Annotated in this window: 13 protein-coding genes; 3 read left to right on the top strand and 10 right to left on the bottom strand. The window is 52.7% G+C overall.

Annotated features, from left to right (window positions below):
- Nucleotides 1-31 precede the first annotated feature (31 nt).
- The 7 genes from BT142_RS07085 to BT142_RS07055 are packed head-to-tail and all read right to left on the bottom strand — an operon-like array spanning nucleotide 32 to nucleotide 5,110.
- Nucleotides 32-634 carry a flavin reductase family protein gene (locus BT142_RS07085; RefSeq protein WP_072417514.1) on the bottom strand — a complete coding sequence of 201 codons (603 nt, stop codon included), beginning with the start codon at nucleotides 632-634 and terminating at the stop codon, nucleotides 32-34.
- Nucleotides 631-975, bottom strand: coding sequence for a hypothetical protein (locus BT142_RS07080; protein ID WP_072417513.1), 345 nt, complete (start codon nucleotides 973-975; stop codon nucleotides 631-633). The genes BT142_RS07085 and BT142_RS07080 overlap by 4 nt, the downstream gene beginning before the upstream one ends.
- A gap of 10 nt (nucleotides 976-985) precedes the next feature.
- Nucleotides 986-1,336, bottom strand: coding sequence for a hypothetical protein (locus BT142_RS07075; protein ID WP_072417512.1), 351 nt, complete (start codon nucleotides 1,334-1,336; stop codon nucleotides 986-988).
- A 16-nt stretch (nucleotides 1,337-1,352) separates the two neighbouring features.
- Complete coding sequence (locus BT142_RS07070; RefSeq protein WP_072417511.1) at nucleotides 1,353-1,880, bottom strand: DUF4236 domain-containing protein; 528 nt, start codon at nucleotides 1,878-1,880, stop codon at nucleotides 1,353-1,355.
- A 10-nt stretch (nucleotides 1,881-1,890) separates the two neighbouring features.
- Complete coding sequence (locus tag BT142_RS07065; protein WP_072417510.1) at nucleotides 1,891-2,340, bottom strand: GNAT family N-acetyltransferase; 450 nt, start codon at nucleotides 2,338-2,340, stop codon at nucleotides 1,891-1,893.
- Nucleotides 2,341-2,370: 30 nt separating this feature from the next.
- Nucleotides 2,371-3,615, bottom strand: coding sequence for an ABC transporter substrate-binding protein (locus tag BT142_RS07060; protein WP_139182196.1), 1,245 nt, complete (start codon nucleotides 3,613-3,615; stop codon nucleotides 2,371-2,373).
- Between the two features lie 4 nt (nucleotides 3,616-3,619).
- Nucleotides 3,620-5,110 (bottom strand): nucleotidyl cyclase domain-containing protein, encoded by a 1,491-nt coding sequence (locus BT142_RS07055; RefSeq protein WP_072417508.1) that lies wholly within the window; start codon nucleotides 5,108-5,110, stop codon nucleotides 3,620-3,622.
- Nucleotides 5,111-5,404: 294 nt separating this feature from the next.
- On the opposite strand from BT142_RS07055, the gene BT142_RS07050 reads away from it, so the two are divergent.
- The 3 genes from BT142_RS07050 to BT142_RS07040 all read left to right on the top strand — a co-directional run bounded on the left by BT142_RS07050 (nucleotide 5,405) and on the right by BT142_RS07040 (nucleotide 10,599).
- On the top strand, nucleotides 5,405-7,750 hold the full coding sequence (locus tag BT142_RS07050) for a vWA domain-containing protein (RefSeq protein WP_072417507.1): 2,346 nt from the start codon (nucleotides 5,405-5,407) through the stop codon (nucleotides 7,748-7,750).
- Between the two features lie 273 nt (nucleotides 7,751-8,023).
- A complete protein-coding gene (locus BT142_RS07045) occupies nucleotides 8,024-9,106 on the top strand; it encodes a hypothetical protein (protein WP_072417506.1) in 1,083 nt (360 codons plus the stop codon).
- Between the two features lie 368 nt (nucleotides 9,107-9,474).
- Nucleotides 9,475-10,599, top strand: coding sequence for a hypothetical protein (locus BT142_RS07040; RefSeq protein ID WP_072417505.1), 1,125 nt, complete (start codon nucleotides 9,475-9,477; stop codon nucleotides 10,597-10,599).
- Between the two features lie 129 nt (nucleotides 10,600-10,728).
- Here the strand turns inward: BT142_RS07040 and BT142_RS07035 are convergent, their stop codons facing one another.
- From BT142_RS07035 to BT142_RS07025, 3 genes are all read right to left on the bottom strand, one after another.
- Nucleotides 10,729-12,390, bottom strand: coding sequence for an alpha/beta hydrolase-fold protein (locus BT142_RS07035; protein WP_084659370.1), 1,662 nt, complete (start codon nucleotides 12,388-12,390; stop codon nucleotides 10,729-10,731).
- Nucleotides 12,391-12,505: 115 nt separating this feature from the next.
- A complete protein-coding gene (locus tag BT142_RS07030) occupies nucleotides 12,506-14,599 on the bottom strand; it encodes a family 43 glycosylhydrolase (RefSeq protein ID WP_072417504.1) in 2,094 nt (697 codons plus the stop codon).
- 342 nt (nucleotides 14,600-14,941) lie between these two features.
- Nucleotides 14,942-16,234: a UDP-N-acetylglucosamine 1-carboxyvinyltransferase gene (locus BT142_RS07025; protein ID WP_072417503.1), complete on the bottom strand. Its 1,293-nt coding sequence runs from the start codon at nucleotides 16,232-16,234 to the stop codon at nucleotides 14,942-14,944.
- Nucleotides 16,235-16,671 lie beyond the last annotated feature (437 nt).

Genomic DNA, 16,671 nt, shown 5'->3' with positions numbered 1-16,671 from the left:
TTCCGCACTCGCCTTTGACAATAATTATCCGTTATTTTCTGTTTCTCCGCAGCTTTTTCTTCACCGACCAGCCGAAGCTGCCCAGCACCTTCCCTAGCGCGAAATACTGCCCGTGTGCATATGCGATGAGCCCCGCACGTTCGAGTGCGAGCCTGCCCTTTTCGTCGATGAGCTCTTTTGCGGCATTGACCGCCGTCACATCCGCGATGAACATATCGTGGGAGCCCAGCTGCACGGTATCGCGCACCCTGCATTCGATGTTGACGGGGCATTCCGCCACCAGCGGAGCGCTCACCTGCGAAGAGGGCTGAGGTGTCAGTCCCGTCAGCGCGAATTTATCGCAGTTCCTGCCGCTTTTCACGCCGCACATATCCACTGCTCTCACAAGGCGCTCGGTGGGCAGGTTTATCACGAACTCTCCCGTCTGTTTTATCAGGTCGTAGGAATACCGCTCGGGTCTCACCGAGATGTAGACTATCGGCGGGCGCGTGCAGAGTATGCCTGTCCATGCAACGGTCAGCACGTTCGGCGCGTCCACGGTGCCGCAGCTGACGAGGGTCGGCGGTATGGGCGAGGTGATGACGCTGCCTTTCCAGACCTCTTTTTCAAATTGCTTGTCGCTGACTTCGGTCATAAGTCCTCCTTCGGGAGTTTTTCCGCGATGGTATCGTAGTATTTGTACAGCTTCTGCACATTATTTTCGAGGAAATAGTAGTGTGCTATGTATGGTATCAGCAGTACAAGAAAAAGTACAGTAAGCGGTATCAGCATGATGAGCTCGGTCACCGCGATGACTAAAAAGCAGGCGACCGTACACAGTGCGAACAGTATCATCACGAACAGATGCACAAAGCGCTCATGCTGAAAATAGCGTGTTTTTTCCTTGTGTATGCGCATCAGCCTTGCGTAGTCGGTGTCGGGGTCTGCCAGCGCCGCATCGAGGAAGGCTATGTATTCGAGAAAATATTTTTTCATGAGAGTTACCTCACAGCTCGAATTTCACGGCGTTCTCTATCTCAAGGGCGTTGAGCTTAGCGTCCTTGTAGACCTGTTCCTTGTCGATGTTCAGCTGCTGACCCACAGTCGCGCCGAGGATGCCGCCGAGTCTGCCGTACCATTTCTTCACGCGCTTGGCAAACGGCTTTTTCTTCTTGTTCGGCATGAGGACAGCGAGAGCCATCGCAAGTCCGAGCCCGATGAGGGTCATCTCGCGTTCGCTGCCAACCTGATAGGGGAAATCCGCCTTTTTCGGCTCACGCTTCTTGCGCTCGCTCTCGGCGCGTATCTCCTTGACTTTTTTGACAGCGGCATTTACCTTTGCCTTATCTATGTTCATATCTCCAACACTCCGTTCAATAGCTCTTTTTCGCTCTGCCGCTCGAATACGGGTTCGAGGGCTGAGGGGTCTGCGGTGCAGGCTGCGGCTGAGGTGTCGCCTCGGCAGTTTCTTCGCGCTTTCTGAACGAGAAGCGCCTCTTCTCCTGCGTTTCTGCGGTCTCGCCCCTGCGCTCACGTTCGAGAGCCGCCTTTTCCTCGGCTATCTTCGCACGTTCGTTTTCGAGCTTCATACGTTCAAGCTCGGCGCGTTCCGCCTCAAGCTGCTGTCTTTCCTTTGCGAGCTTTTCCTGTTCGCGGGTGAGTTTCGCGCTCTGCTTTGCGGCTTCTTTTTTCTTCTTTTCGGCAGCAGCCTTTTTCGTGCCTGTGGTGTGGGTATAGGAAACTCCCGTACCGGGGATGCCGACCGTCGTGGTCTGTCTGCCCGTCGTGCTTATCGAATGGCGCACTCCCTTTTTGCCCACCGACACCGAAGCGCTCTTTTTGCCGAGGTTAAGTCTCATTCCGTTGCCGAGATTGATGCTTTTCCTGAAATTGAAGCCCATAAGCTCACCCTCACTTTCTTCTCATCATGAGGAGAGGTACCCACTCATCCTCAGTCATTTTTTCGCCCGTAAGCTCAAAGCCGTGCCTGCGGTAGAACGCCTGTCCGCGTTCGTTGTATTCGAGTGCCCACAGGTGGTCTGCCCCGAACTGTCCGATGGCGTATTCGACCAGAGCGCCGCCGATGCCGCAGCTCTGAAAAGTCGGTTCCACGTACAGCTTGACTATCTCGGTGCCGCTGATGCGGATGAAGCCCTTGACCGCTCCGTCGTCGTAGACGAAGGTCTCGCGGACAGCCGACGGGTCGTTTGTGAATTCGGCAGCCTTGTCGATGACGTTCAGCTCGCCGAAGTAGTATTCATCGTTTTTGAAAAACTTGTAGAAATTCACACGGTAATTGGTGACGAGCATCTCGGCGATTCTCGAAGCGTCGCTTTCCCGTGCAGGTCTGATATTGTTCATTCTGTTGTTCCTTTATATATCTGTAATATCTCAGCTGAACGGATATGCCGCCGTGAACTGCGCCGCGGCTTCCTCGGCTGTTATATGTCCGTAGTGGTACAGGTCGAACAGCCTGAAGAACTCCTCGATGCGTGCGGTATCTTCAAGCTCGGGATCCATCAGCTCGAATTCCTGTGTCGCGGATATCTTCATGCTGGCTTCGTAGGAAACGCCCGACAGCTTCGAGCAGGCGTCAAGCGTCTCGATAGCCGAGCGTGACAGCGGAACGCCCTTTTCCGTGCCCTGTAACATTGCCATAGTCTCGTTATTCAGCAGGAAGTCAACGAGCTTTGCCGCCTGTTTAGGGTTTTTGCTGGTGCGGCTTATGGCGTAAAGGCTGGTGGGCTTAACGTACCAGCCGAACCTTTTCGAGTTAGGCTCGCAGACATAGTCTCCGATGACGGCTTTTCCTCCGTGGTCGTTGATGGGGGACACGTAGTACTGTGCGTCGGAGACCCACATGATGACGCCTGCCGACTTGTTATTCAGAAAGTTCTCCTTGACATACTCGCTGCGGGAGAACACGCCCTTGTCAACAAGCTCCGCCTCGAACTCGAACATATTCTTCGCGTTTTCCTCGCTGAATCCGCCGAAGGCTTTTTTGCCCGACACCTGTTCTTCGTGAGCCACCAGCGCTATCCAGTGCGATTTCGGAGCCGCGTCCAGCATCAGCACGTCTTTGTTTTTGAGCACTTCCGCGCAGGCAAACAGATCGTCCCAGGTCTGCGGCACGGAGAGTCCGTTGTCTTTCAGCAGTTTCTCGTTGTAGTAGAAGGTCTGTGCGTTCAGCGAAATGGGGATGGCGTTGAGCTTTCCGTTGCGGATGCCGTATTTCAGCTCGTCATCCGAGAAATTGCTCAGGTGGATGATGTCGCTCAGCTCGAACAGGTCGTAGAAACCCTCGCCGTTGGGGGAGTATTCATCCAGCCACGCTGAGTTTATCTGCATGACGTCGTACTCGTTGCCCGACATCATGAGAGCGTCAAGGTTCTCCTTGTACCCCGTGAACTCGTTGGAGTAGGGGACTACCGAGATCTCGTCGTTCTTCTTCTCGAACACTTCGAGCCCCTGGATGGTGTAGTCGCTGCGCATCTCGCTGCCCCACCATGAGAAGGTTATCTTCTGGGGCTGTACTATTGGTTCATGTATCTCGTCGTCGTCCATGATGCAGCCTGTCAGCGTCAGTGTCAGCGAGCACAGCAGGCAGAGCATCTTTTTTCGTAATGATAGCTTCAATGTCTTACAGCGCCTCACTTTCGTGCTTTGCGGGGTCGTACAGCACGAAGCTGTCGCCGTCCAGTCTGTTGGCTGCAAGAAATGCCTTTGAAGCCTTTTCGAGCAGCGAATCGAAATCGTCGGCACTGTCGGGGTATACGCTGACTCCGACGTTGACGTGGAGTTTGAGCGCCCCGTCCTCACCTGCGGAGAAGCCGCTGAAAGATGAGCAGAAGTCCGCACAGGTCATTTCGAGGGTGCGGTGTGCCTTGAAAATATCGAATTCCGAGAAGTCGGCAAAGACAACGATCCTGTCGCCCTGCGTCCTTCCGATAAGGATCTCTTTTTCCTTTTCTGCAAAGAACTCCTCGGACATGGCTATCAGTTTTGAGCGGATATCGTTCCAGTACTTTGAGGAAACTGCCGAGCGCACCTGTTCGGGGTCCTTGACTCCGAGTACGATGAACGCGTAGGTGCTGCCCACCAGCGAAGTCTCGATCTTCTCGCTTATGTTCTCATCGAGTCCGTATTCGTTCAGCTTGCCTGTGATGGGGTCGATGAACTCGTTGCCCTCAGCCTTTATCTCATCGCGTCTGAAAGGTGCGGCTGCCACAAGTCCGACGAGCCAGCTGAGCGATGCCGCTGCCGCCACGTACATTACCAGAGCCAGCAGTACAGCCCTTGTGGGCAGGTCGGGGATGGGCGACGGCAGGGTAACGATAACGTGCCAGCCTGCGTCAACGGCGACGCTTGCGCCGAGGGTGCTGTTTTTGAGCACCGACTCGCCGTTCTGGTCGTCAAACAGTTCGGAGATATCCGAGGGGATCTTTGTTCCTCTTGCGAGTCCCGCCTCGTTGGAAAGGATGATGACGTTCTTCTCGGTCGCCACTGCGTAGGTGTTGCTGATAAGCTCGGCGTCGGGGAAGAGGGTCTCCATCTTCTCGGCGTAGAAGGACAGCACGAAGAGCGAATGGTCGGTGGCGCGTCTGAGGTAGAACACCTTTCCCGAGCTTACGGCAGGGGAGTAGAGCCAGCAGTCGCCCTGACTTCCGAGGCGGTCGCTGAAAAGCTCATACCCGAGCCTTGAGATAAGTTCGGACGTGCCCGAGCTGACCTTTCCCACCGTCTCCGAGTCGGAGTAGATGAAGAAAAAGTCGTTGTAGTTCTTGCCTGCCGAAAGTCCCAGCAGGCGGTTTTTCATCTCTGTCTTGGCTGCCTGAGCCTCATACTCTTCTATCTGACCGCTGATGGGGTCGAAGTCGGTGGCGCAGCCGCTCCTGAAGGCTTCGGTGCAGTCCAGCTCGGCGGACGCGGTGAAGTTGTTGACGGTGGTAGCCATCTGCAAAGCGAGCGAGGTGACTTCTGAACGCAGTTTTTTCTCTACGGTGTGTCTGATATGGAAATACAGCAGCAGGCTCCCGATGATGACTATCGTGAGTATAAGCACGGTATAGAACATCGTCATCCTGCTTCTTATATGCCTGACGGTCACAGGCTTTTTTATCGGTTGTGACATTTTTTTCTCCTTGCTGAGGGGGTGGGTGCGGCGGAAAGAACGCGCTTCCGACCGCGATTTTTATTATAACCTTTATTATAACATTTTTTTTCTTTCAATGCAATACGGATATACGAATTTTTTATTATTTTATCCGATATCTTATCCAGTTTATATGTTTGTAATAAAAATATGTGAAAAAAGCCTTGAAATATTTCGCAATATATGATATAATTGATAAAAGGTTAATACATTCTTATTGGTGCGGCTTTTTTTATGGAAAAAACCGCCTGATGTCAAGGAGGAACGCCACTGATGAAAAACGAACGCTCTGCGGCACAGGCTCTGGCAGGGAAACAGTTGAAACGTGATCGGGGCAGGAAAATACTGGCGGTCGTCGCCGGTATCGCGATAGTCGGCGCAGGCGCTGTCAGCGCGGTGACTATCAGCAGGCTTAAAAAGAACGATTCCATCCTTCTCGCACAGAACCTTATTTCTCAGTTTGAGATAAACACCACCTACCGCGAACCCGAGCTTGCCGATGATGACGATAACGACGGCGACGGGCTCACAAACGGTGAGGAAAAGGAGCTCGGCACCAATCCGCTCGATGAGGACAGCGATTCGGACGGCGTGTCGGACGGGATAGAGAACAAGTTCGGCACCGACCCGCTGAACCCCGATACCGACGGCGATACTCTGCTTGACGGTTACGAGCTCATCGTGGGGCTCGACCCCAAAAAAGAACGTACCGACGGCACCACCCGTGATATCGTGCGTATGATGGATCACACGCTGAAGGAAGGGCAGCTGTCGATGCACGTCACGGGTACGGCAAATATTGCGAATATTTCGATGACGGAGCTGAACCTTTTCGGCATCAGCTCGAACTCGGGCATCGTCAGCAAGGCTTACGATATAATGTCCGACTATAAGTTTGAGACCGCGTCGCTTTCGTTCCAGATCGACAAGAACAGGCTGAGGAAGCAGGGCATAGACATGAGCGACCTCTCGGTGCTCAGGTTCAACCCCGCGAATCAGCAGTATGCCAAGATAGACAGCACCTGCGACAGCGAAAAGGCTACAGTCAACGCGGAGATCACGGAATACGGCACGTATGTGGTCGGCGTGGTGGGCTCGGCAAACAAGACGCCCCTCACGAGGATAGCGTTCCTGCTGGATAACTCGGGCTCGATGTACCCCGTCGAGAAATGCTCGGTATCCCCCGAGAACGACGTCAACTTCAAGCGCCTTGATTTCACAAGGGGGCTTATCAGCAAGATAGAGGGCGAGGGGGATTACAAATACTCCATCGCGAAATTCACGGGCTCGTATAAGCTGATGCAGAGCTTTACTACGGACACCACCAAGCTCAACTCCGCGCTCAAACGCATACGGAACGAGGATGAGGTGTTCGACGGCTCACATATCGAGTCGGCTTTGCAGCAGTGTATGGAATCCTTCGACAATACCAAGTCCACGAATACACGAAACATAATCGTTCTGCTTTCGGACGGCGCTTCGGATGAGTCTAACGCAAAGACCATCGCACAGCTGGCGAAGATAGCGGACGAGAAGAATATCATTATCATGACCGTAGGCCTCGGACGTGAGGCTGACAGAAACTGGCTCCAGAACGTTTCGGCGGAAACGGGCGGAAAGTACTACTCGGCTTCCGACGCGGACGCGCTGGAAAACGTTTATTTGCAGATAGTGACCACACTTAATTACGATATCGTTGATTACTCGGAGAGCGACGAGGCGCTTCACGGCTACTCGCTGTACAATACGGGCTTCGACCCCGTGAAGAACGGTCTTGCGGTGAAGAATTTCCGCGCTTCCGAGACCCCGAGCCTTGACTACGGCATCGCGATAATGGCGAGAGACTGGTACGTCGGCAGACTGCCGATGAAGCTCGGCGATATCGAACCCTTCGAGGAGAGCGCCCAAAAGTACGCGGCGGCAGGCTACAGCTTCAAGGGTACTGATGTCGAAAAGCGTTTCAAAGACCATCAGCCGCTCTCGAACCTCGTGCCGACGCTCCAGAATGGCGAGCTTGCAGATGTCAAGCGCTATCTCGACTACAATTCGCTGGGCAATACCCTCAGAGTTTCTTCCGAACTTGACGCCAAGGTGGCGAAAGAGGGCTGGAAGGTCAGGGAGTATAAGCTCAATTCCAATAACCTGCACTGGAAGCGCGTTGAACTGCTTTCGCTGGACATCGCGGGCTCCGAGGAAAAGATAAGAGCCTCGTGCTCCGAGTGGGAGACCGAGTTCTACAAGGCGCTCTACAGGCTCAACGCCGTGCAGTGGGCGGACGAGGGCGCGACCTTCGACCTCAGGAACGGGGAGCAGGGCTTCGAGAACCTGAAACATCTTCTGGCGGTGGGCGAGCCTGTCGTTACCATGATTGACGGCTCACATACCGTTAACGCTACGGGTCTGATACAGGACAGCACAGACCACCGCAAGTACGTGCTGACCGTTTATGACAGCAACTATCCGGGAGTGGAAAAGAAGCTGTATATCACAAAGACGGTCGAGGGCGTGTTCGAGATCGATGACTCGGACAACGTTATCATCCATAACGTCGGCTGCAAGTACACCTGCGAGTATGAAGGCAAGCAGGTCGGCGTGGAATTCTCGGATGTTGCGGTATAATGCAGAAAAAAATATCCTGAAAGAGGGCGCTTCTGCCCTCTTTTTTTCTTGCCTCGCAGGCGGGAAGGTAATCGTTTTCTATAATTGTTGCACAAAAAATATGTGAAAAGTTTGTGACAAATTCGACGATAATGGCAAAAGATTTTTTTGAAAAAAGCTTGATTTTCGGGCGGGATTCTGCTATAATGATATATGAATCAACGGGATAACTGTATTTATCATGGTTTTTCCGTATCTTTTAGGTTCGATCTTTATAATATGGAGGAGATTTAAATGAAAGTTGCAAAGATCTTTGCAGGTATGTCTGCATTAGCACTTGCTGCATCTATGACTGCTATGACCGTTTCCGCGGAAGAAGCAGTATCGGGCAGCTTCTATCCTGCTACTTATGATGCTACCTATGTTTATTCCGGCGCTGACATCGCTGCTATCGCAGGCGATGCTATTGTTGACCCTGATGCAAATGCACTCAAGGACAAGAAGGCTCAGCTCGTTGGTTATACCAATACGGAGACCGGTACTGTTGATACCTACAACCTCGGATTCAACATTCAGGTAGGTCATGTTACCAACGCTAAGCTCACTATCGAGGTAACCAGCTCTGCAAACAACATCTACGACGGCAACGGCGGCGTAGGTTCGGGCTATATGTACACCGTTCAGACTTCCTGGAACCAAGACTCGCCTAAGGATGACGAGAAGGGCTGGAAGAAGTTCGAGTATGAGGATGACGGCTCTCAGAAGATGGCTTGGGGCGCCTGCGACATCAACAATATGTCCACCGGCCCGAGCAAGTACAACGGTGAATGGGCTCAGATCACTCTGACCGACACCAACGTTTCCGCTCTTACCTTTACCGTACACGTTGACTGCTCTGAGTCTACATGGGAGTATCACCCCTACGAAGAGACTGACGAGAACGGCAACATCTATCAGGTATTCAGCATGACAGCAGGTACCGTACTGCCGAACAACGTTGACGCTTCCCAGACTCAGGAAGCTGATACAGGCAAGTGGGCTGTAGTTTCTTCCGACGAGATCAACAAGCAGATCCCCGGCGGCAAGACCAGCGGCAAGGAAGACAGCAAGAGTGACAGCTCCAGCAGCACTACTGACAGCAACAGCTCGACCACTTCGAGCAACTCCTCGTCCACTTCTTCTACGACGAGCACTACCAGCAAGTCCGGCAGCTCCACTACCAGCAAGGCTTCTACAACAGGCGGTTCGACCAGCACATCTGCTTCTACCGCTGCTTCCGACAACACCGAGAACGCAGCAAGCGGTGCAGCAGCAGGCGTAGGTCTCGCTATCGCAGCTCTCGCAGGTGCAGCAATCGTTGTATCCCGCAAGAAGTAATTTTCGGATATTTGCGTAATTCGCTTAAAACGAGAAAGACCGTGTCTTCGGACGCGGTCTTTTGTGCTTATCACCGTCTTTTTGGCAATGAGCAACAATATATAAAATGAATCACGATCTTCCCGAACACATCTATCTTATGACATATTTATAAGTCGTTGGAAAGGTTCTCCACCGGGAAAAAACACCCCCGAGGAGCGCTGCATCTTTTGTGTAATCTGCACGGTTTTGTAAACGTTATCTGTGTGAATTTAACAAAAGCATTTTTTATTATTGTGAAAAGCGCATATTGAAAAAATACGTGCTTTATGCTATAATTGACTATAAAGAAGCAATATTCTTTTGTTTAAAATTCGGAGGTTATTATTATGAAGAAAATTTTAGCTTGCACGGTTGCTGCTATCCTTGCTGCTTCCATGATGACTGCCTGCGGTTCGGACGATTCGTCCTCTTCCGGCAGCACCACTACCACCACCAAGGCTGCTGAGAGTGCAGCTGAGAGCACCGAGGAGTCCAAGGCTGACAGCGCTGAGGAGTCCGCAGCTGACAGTGCAGAGGAGTCCAAGGCCGAAGAGAGCACCGCTGACGAGTCTAAGTCTGATGAGACTGCTTCTGCGGGCACACAGTTCACTCCTATTTCGGGCGTTGCTGATGCACTCAAGAACTACGACAACTGCTCGCTCAAGTTTAATGCTGATACCGATGTAAATGCTTTCGTTGAGATGTTCAACGAGGAAGTTAACGGCAAGAAGCCTGGTGATGAGGGCTACTATGATTACGGCGATGAAGCTTATATGGAGCTTTCCGTTGAGGACGTTGCAGGCATCCCCATGCTCAAGATGAACGAAGTTTTCGAGAAGGAGAACGTGTTCAAGAGAGGCAGACCTTTCTACTGGACTCCGAAGATCCGTTTCGATATGAACAAGATGTTCAAGGGTCACGAAGAGGATATGGAGAAGATCTTCACCATGAAGGTGGATATTGTCTGCATCGCAAGAGATCAGGCTGTATATGACGAGAACGCTGACGGCGACGCAGGTCTCGGCCCTGTTACCGTTGCATGGTACGGCGGCGCATTCGGCTGCAACAACAACGACAAGTGGGACGGCAACCTTATCGAGTGGAGCTGCGCATCCCTCATGAGCGGCGAGGACAGCGAAGTTGAGTGGGCAAACCAGTGGGCTTATACCGAGGTAATGGCTCGTCCGGGTCTCAAGGACAGCGCTATGTTCAAGAAGGACTATGAAAAGAACTTCATGACCATTATGGCATGGCAGGTAAAGAGCCACATCGACTGGTACATCGCTGACATCGTATTCGAGGACGAGGACGGCAACATCATCCCTGTTCCCGCTGAGAACATCCCCGGCGGCGCTTCCTACGAGCAGCAGGACAACTCCGACCTTCTCCCCGACGGCGTTATCACCCGCGACGAGAACGGTATCATCACTTCCTACAAGGATATGGATCTCGGAACCCCTGTCAAGGAATAATTACTACTCAAATATACATCAAGACTGCGGAGCGATCCGCAGTCTTTTTTTGCCGCTGAAGCACTGAAAAAGAGAAAGGCTGCGTAGCCGTACAGGTCACGCAGCCTTATTTTTCAGATGAAATAACTCTTAGTTCTGGAAAGCTATGCGGAAGAAGTTGTAGAGGTGAGCTCTTATGCAGTTGTCACCGTGGTAGCCGCCGTTTACATAGTGCCAGATATGCGGAACGCCGTTCTTCTCGAAGTTGTTGTGGTAGTTCTTCGGGTTGTCGTAAACGGTCCTGTCGTCACTTCCTGCGGTTATCATCAGGAAGTAGGGCTGTTCGTCAGCGCTCCAGTTGAAGGAGCCTGTAACTCCCGGAGCAGGGCAGATAGCGCCGATATAGCCGAAGAGGTCGGGTCTCTTCATGCCGATAAGGAGAGACTCGCGTCCGCCCATCGAGAAGCCTGTGATAGCGGTGTTGTCCTTGCCCGTCTTGATGCTGTAATTGTTCTCGATATAGGGCATGAGATCCTTGGTGAGGTCGTTGATGAAGTTGTCGTATGCCTGATTGTTGGTCTCGTCCATGGCTGTGCAGGATTTGAGAGTCGGGCTTGAGAATACATCGGGGAATACGCAGATCATTTCCTTTGCCGCGCCCTCTGCGATAGCGTTTCCGATCATCTCACGGGTGTGCATCTCGGCATTGCCCTTTGTGAGCATTCTGTCGATGCCCTCATAGTAACCGTGCAAGATGTACATTACGGGGTACTGCTTGTTGGGGTCGTAGTTCGGAGGAAGCAGGATATTTACATCCTTCTGTCTGTTGCAGGTGGTCGAATAGTAGCTCTTCTTCTGGATCTCGCCGTAAGCTACGCCGCTCTTTGCCCAGTTTGCGGAATCGGGCTCCTTCTCGACGATGATGGGCTGTACCTGGGCGGTGAAGTCTGCCATCGAAAGATGATTGGATACCGATACAACAGGGAATTCGGTGATCTCGCCGACAATGTACGAATGGAGCGCGGCAAGGTCTGCTTCGTCGATAACGCCGCTCCGGTCAACGTCGGCATTCTGTGCGATGAACTTGTCGTCTGTGCCTTCGAGGATCACTCTCCGGAGTTTGACGAGGTCTGCCACTGTGATCTCGCCGTCGAAATCGACGTCGCCTCTTCTGATATCCTCTGCGGTAATAACTACCGACACGGGTCCGTCGATCTTAGTTCCTGCGGGAGCGGCGATGATTTCATCTACATAGAAGTCGCAGGTCGATTTGGTGGTCTCGACTACGAGAACGAGGTCGGCAGCACCTGCGGGGATGGTGTATTCAGCGTTGTACAGCTGAACGAACTCGCCGCGGTTCGCAGTCTCCTGAGCGATCTTGTCATAATTCGGGTCGCCGTTCAGGTTGTACTGGAGCGTGAGCTTGAACTCGGTGGGGTTGGAACCTGTCAGGTTCGTGAAGCAGGCGCTGAATGCGTAGCTCTGACCCGGCACGAAGGTGTCGGTGCTGAGCGATTTCTGTCCGCCGTTCCATGCAGAAGTTCTGCCCGAAAGGAACAGCGACTTTGAACCATCGTACTTAGCGTTGCCGCTTACGGCTGCCGTACATCCGCCTCTTGCCGTCCATCCGTCCGTTCCGCTTTCAAAGGTGTCGTGGAACAGGTAGCTGCCTGCATTGTATGCGGCTGCGTAACCTGCCGCTTCGACGGTGATGGCGGGAGCCGCAGGCGCAATTGCCAGACAGGACGCGGTCAGGGCTGCTGATGACAGTACTGACAATAATCTTTTGGTAATCGTTTTTGATCTTGACATTTCATTTTCCTCCGATCTGAGTTGAGGTTGTTGAGCTTTCAGAAATAATATTCTGTTCTTGAAAGTGCCGATAAGCACTTTGTTGATTTGAGAAATACGGCGTGCGGTCTGCGGGTCATTCGGGCATGGAAACGAGGTGCTTGCGGATAGCGAGCGCGTCGTCCTCTGTTATACTGCCGTCGGTGCCGACCACGTCCGCGTTGTACCTGCCCTGTTCGGTGAGCTTGTACTTGTCGGGAGCGGCGACAGACTGCATGATGAGGATAACGTCACTCATGTCCGTGACGCCGTCAACGTTTGCGTCGCCCCAGTTCGTGGTCCTTACCGTCGGCCCCTCGATAACTGTGCCGCTTACCGCCGCGAAGAAATTATCCACATAGAAATTCGTTGCGGGGGTGTCGTCGTCCGAGTCGCCCTCGGTCTCGACGTAAATGAGAAGCTCCTTGGCGCCTGCGGGTATCTTGTAGCTTGTGTTCGCAAGCTGCGTCCACTCGCCCTTCTTGACAGTCTTGGTGTCGATCTTGTCGTAGTAGATCTCGCCGTCCGAGCCCTTGTACTGGAGCGTGAAGTGGAACTTAGTCGTCGGTGCGCCCTCGTTGTACTTGACGACGGTCGAGAAGCTGTAGCTTTCGCCAGCCTTGAACTTGTAGTTCAGGCTCTTGCCCACGCCCTTCCAGGACGCCGAACGGTCGGAGCAGTAAACGGAGCCGCTGCCCTCATACGCCTCGTCGATGGTCAGCGCGACCTTTGCGCCGCCGCGGTCTGTGCAGCCGTCGAGCTTGCCCTCGAAGGTGTTCTTGAAGATGTAGGTCTTGTCAGTCGCCGCCGCGCTTGCACCTGCGCCGTCAAACTTCCACCAGTCAACGTTCATGAGGTAACCGTCGCCGCCGTTGAACACGAGGTAGAGGTCGTGCTCGCCGCTTGCGCCCGAAACGTCGCAGGTGAGCTCCTCCCAGTCGTGCCAGCCGTCCGTGCTGCCGACTTTGAGGGTGCCGATGGTCTTACCTGTCTTGCTGTCGAGGTGGAGCTCGATGGTTCCGCCGCTTCCCGCAGAAGCGACCGAAGCCGTGAACTTATCCGCGCCCTCACCGAAGTCAACGCCCGCGACCTTGACGTAGGAGCCCTTTTGGATAAAGCCGATGTTCACCGAATTGTTGTCATCCTTTTCGGTCTTGATGCCCTCGCTCCAGCAGATGGTCTCAGCCTCGACCCTCTCGAAGGGGTTGAGGGGTTCCAGCTGGTCGGGGCCGCTGTTGGTGAGCTTCACGACGGGGATAGTGCCGTCGGCGTTGTAGGTGAACTCATCGCAGGAAGCGCTGCGGTTGAAAGCGCCGCCGCCGGGGATGCCGTTCTTGTGGTAGAAGAAGTAGGAATGATCCTTATAATCGATGATACCGCCGTGAGTTGTGTAGCAGTTTGAGCCTTCCTGTATCACGCCGCGGTACGTCCACGGCCCCGTTACGGAGGGTCCCGTCGCATAGCACTGGCTCTCGCCGCCGAAGCCGTCAACGAAGGACGCCCACACGAGATAGTACAGGCTGTCGTGCTTGTATATCCACGGACCCTCGCCGTAGGTGGTGCCCTTCTGGCTTGAGCCGAACTGCTGTGCGTTCATGTCGAACTGCTTTATCTGACCGTCGAGGGTCACCATGTCTTCCTTCAGCTTGACGTAGTAGCACTTGGGGTTGCCGAACATGAGCCATGCCTGTCCGTCGTCGTCGAGGATGACGGTCGGGTCGATATAGTCCCAGTTGGGGCCGCAGAGGGGCTTGCCGATGGGGTCGCGGTAGGGGCCTGCCGGCGAATCGGCGACTGCGACGCCGATCGCTCTTCCGCCGCCGCCCTTGTTGGTGGTCGTGAAATAGAAGTAGTACTTGCCGTTGCGCTCGATGCACTGGGAAGCCCATGCGTCGTTTTTGTTGCACCATGAGAAGGATGTGTCTTCGAGTATCCTGCCGTGGTCTGTCCAGTTCTTCATGTCCTTTGTTGAGAAGCACTGCCAGCCCGTCATGTAGTAGAAATCGTTATCGCCCTCACGGTCGCAGCCCGTAAACACGTACAGCTCGTCGCCGATGACGACGGGTGCGGGGTCGGGGGTGAACGAGGTCTGGACGATAGGATTATCTGCCTGCGTAACAATTGGTGCTGATGTGCAGAGCGTCACGGCTGTCAGCGCCGCCGCTGTAACTGCCGAAAAAAATTTTTTCATTATGATTCTCCTCTTCTTATTAATATAAAGCGACTAAAATATTGAATGCAATCGTTTACGTAACATTATAGCATAATATTAACACGAAAAGTCACTAAAATCAACCAACAATTATTAACATTAAGTGGATAAAATATGGAAGTTGACGAATGACAATTGAGCAGCCGTAAAAGAAGGTACCGTGTCAAAGCAATGTCAGGCTTCCCACGCCGCCTTTTTTTGCCGCAAAAAACAAAAACACCGACATCTCTGCGATGTCGGTGCATTATGATCCGATACCCTGTAAGTCGGGTAAATAGTTTTCAAATCAATAGCGCATTTACGCGCCTGCGAGCGTTTATCTTACGCCTCTCTCTTGATCTCGCCTTCGCCGAGGTCGGGGTAGTGAGAGTACTTGATGTCAGCTCCGAGTTCCTTGAACTTTTCCACAATGTTTTCATATCCCCTCTGGATGAAGTGGATATTGCCTATTTCGGTCGTGCCGTCTGCGGCAAGACCTGCGATAACGAGAGCCGCGCCTGCTCTGAGGTCGGACGCGTTTACGGGTGCGCCCTTGAGTTTATCAACGCCGTTTATCAGTACTGCCTTACCGCTCACGGTAATGTCAGCGCCCATCCTGCGAAGCTCCTTTGCATATGCGAAGCGGTTGTCGAAGATAGCTTCGGTAACAACACTTGCGCCGTTTGCGAGCGTCAGCAGAGTGGAGATCTGCGGTTGCATATCGGTGGGAAAACCCGGGTGGGGCATGGTCTTGAGCTTAGCTGCCTTGAGCTCGCCCTCAACATGAACCCTTACGTAGTCGTCAAACTCGTCAACGGTAACGCCGATCTTTCTGAGAGCCTGAGTGATGCTCTCCAGATGCTTCGGGATAACGTTCTTGACGAGGACATCACCGCCTGTGATCGCAGCGGCAGCCATGAAAGTGCCTGCCTCGATCTGGTCGGGGATGACCGAGTACTCGATGCCTTTGAGTTTCTTGACGCCTCTTATCTTGATGGTATCGGTGCCTGCGCCCATGATGTCAGCGCCCATGCTGTTGAGGAAGTTCGCAACATCAACGATGTGCGGCTCCTTAGCGCAGTTTTCGAGCACTGTCAGACTCTCAGCCTTTACGGCTGCGAGCATAGCGTTGATGGTAGCACCGACGCTGTTCATATCGAAGTATACGAGCGAGCCGATGAGTTCGTCGGCGTAGAGGCTTACCTCGCCGCTTTCGAGGGTGTCGGTCGCGCCGAGAGCCCTGAATGCCTTGAGGTGCTGGTCGATCGGTCTGTCGCCGAGGTCGCAGCCGCCGGGCATCGCAACGTGTGCCTCATGGAACCTTCCGAGCAGAGCGCCGAGGAAGTATGAGGAAGCCCTCATCTTGGTCGCCATTTCGTAGGGCACCTTGGGGTTAGTGATCGAGCGAGTGTCGAACATTACCCTGTTTTTATTGATGAGCTTGACTTCTGCGCCCATCGAGCGTAATATTTTCAGACAAAAGGTGATATCGCTTATCTGCGGAACGTTTTCCAGAATGACGGGTTCGTCACAGAGGATCGTAGCAGCAACTATCGGCAGCACAGCGTTTTTAGCCGCACTGATATGCACCTCTCCCTTGAGAGGCGAGCCACCTTTAATGACTATTTTTTCCAATGTCGTCCACATCCCTTGAGCTTTTTTTCAGGCGTCTGTAAGTTTTGAAGCGCCTTATTATTCTTGCCGTCAAAGCGTGATCTCATAACAGTAAAAAAACGGCGGTATTTTTTGAGAAAAAATAAAGGCGGCAAATTTAAAGTTCATTTAAGTTTCGCGCCTCTATTATTCTAACATATTATACTAAAAATTGCAAGTCTTTTTTTTGCGTACAGTATTTTTCGTCAAGCTGTCACACGACCATCATTATTAAAAAAGTTCACAATTTGTAACCGCTTTGTTATCTACAGTGGCAATAATAACGGACAGTTGAAACCTTTATGTAACACTATTATCGTTTTGTAACGAATTGGAGTACATTTTTTCTCCCTGATTTCAAAAAAATTAAGAATTTGTGCAAGTCTGACAAAGTTTTCTGTCAAAACTCGGCAAATATT

It is taken from the genome of Ruminococcus sp. YE71, from assembly GCF_900119155.1.
GTDB lineage: Bacteria > Bacillota > Clostridia > Oscillospirales > Ruminococcaceae > YE71.
This window is presented reverse-complemented; position numbering and strand designations above follow the sequence as displayed.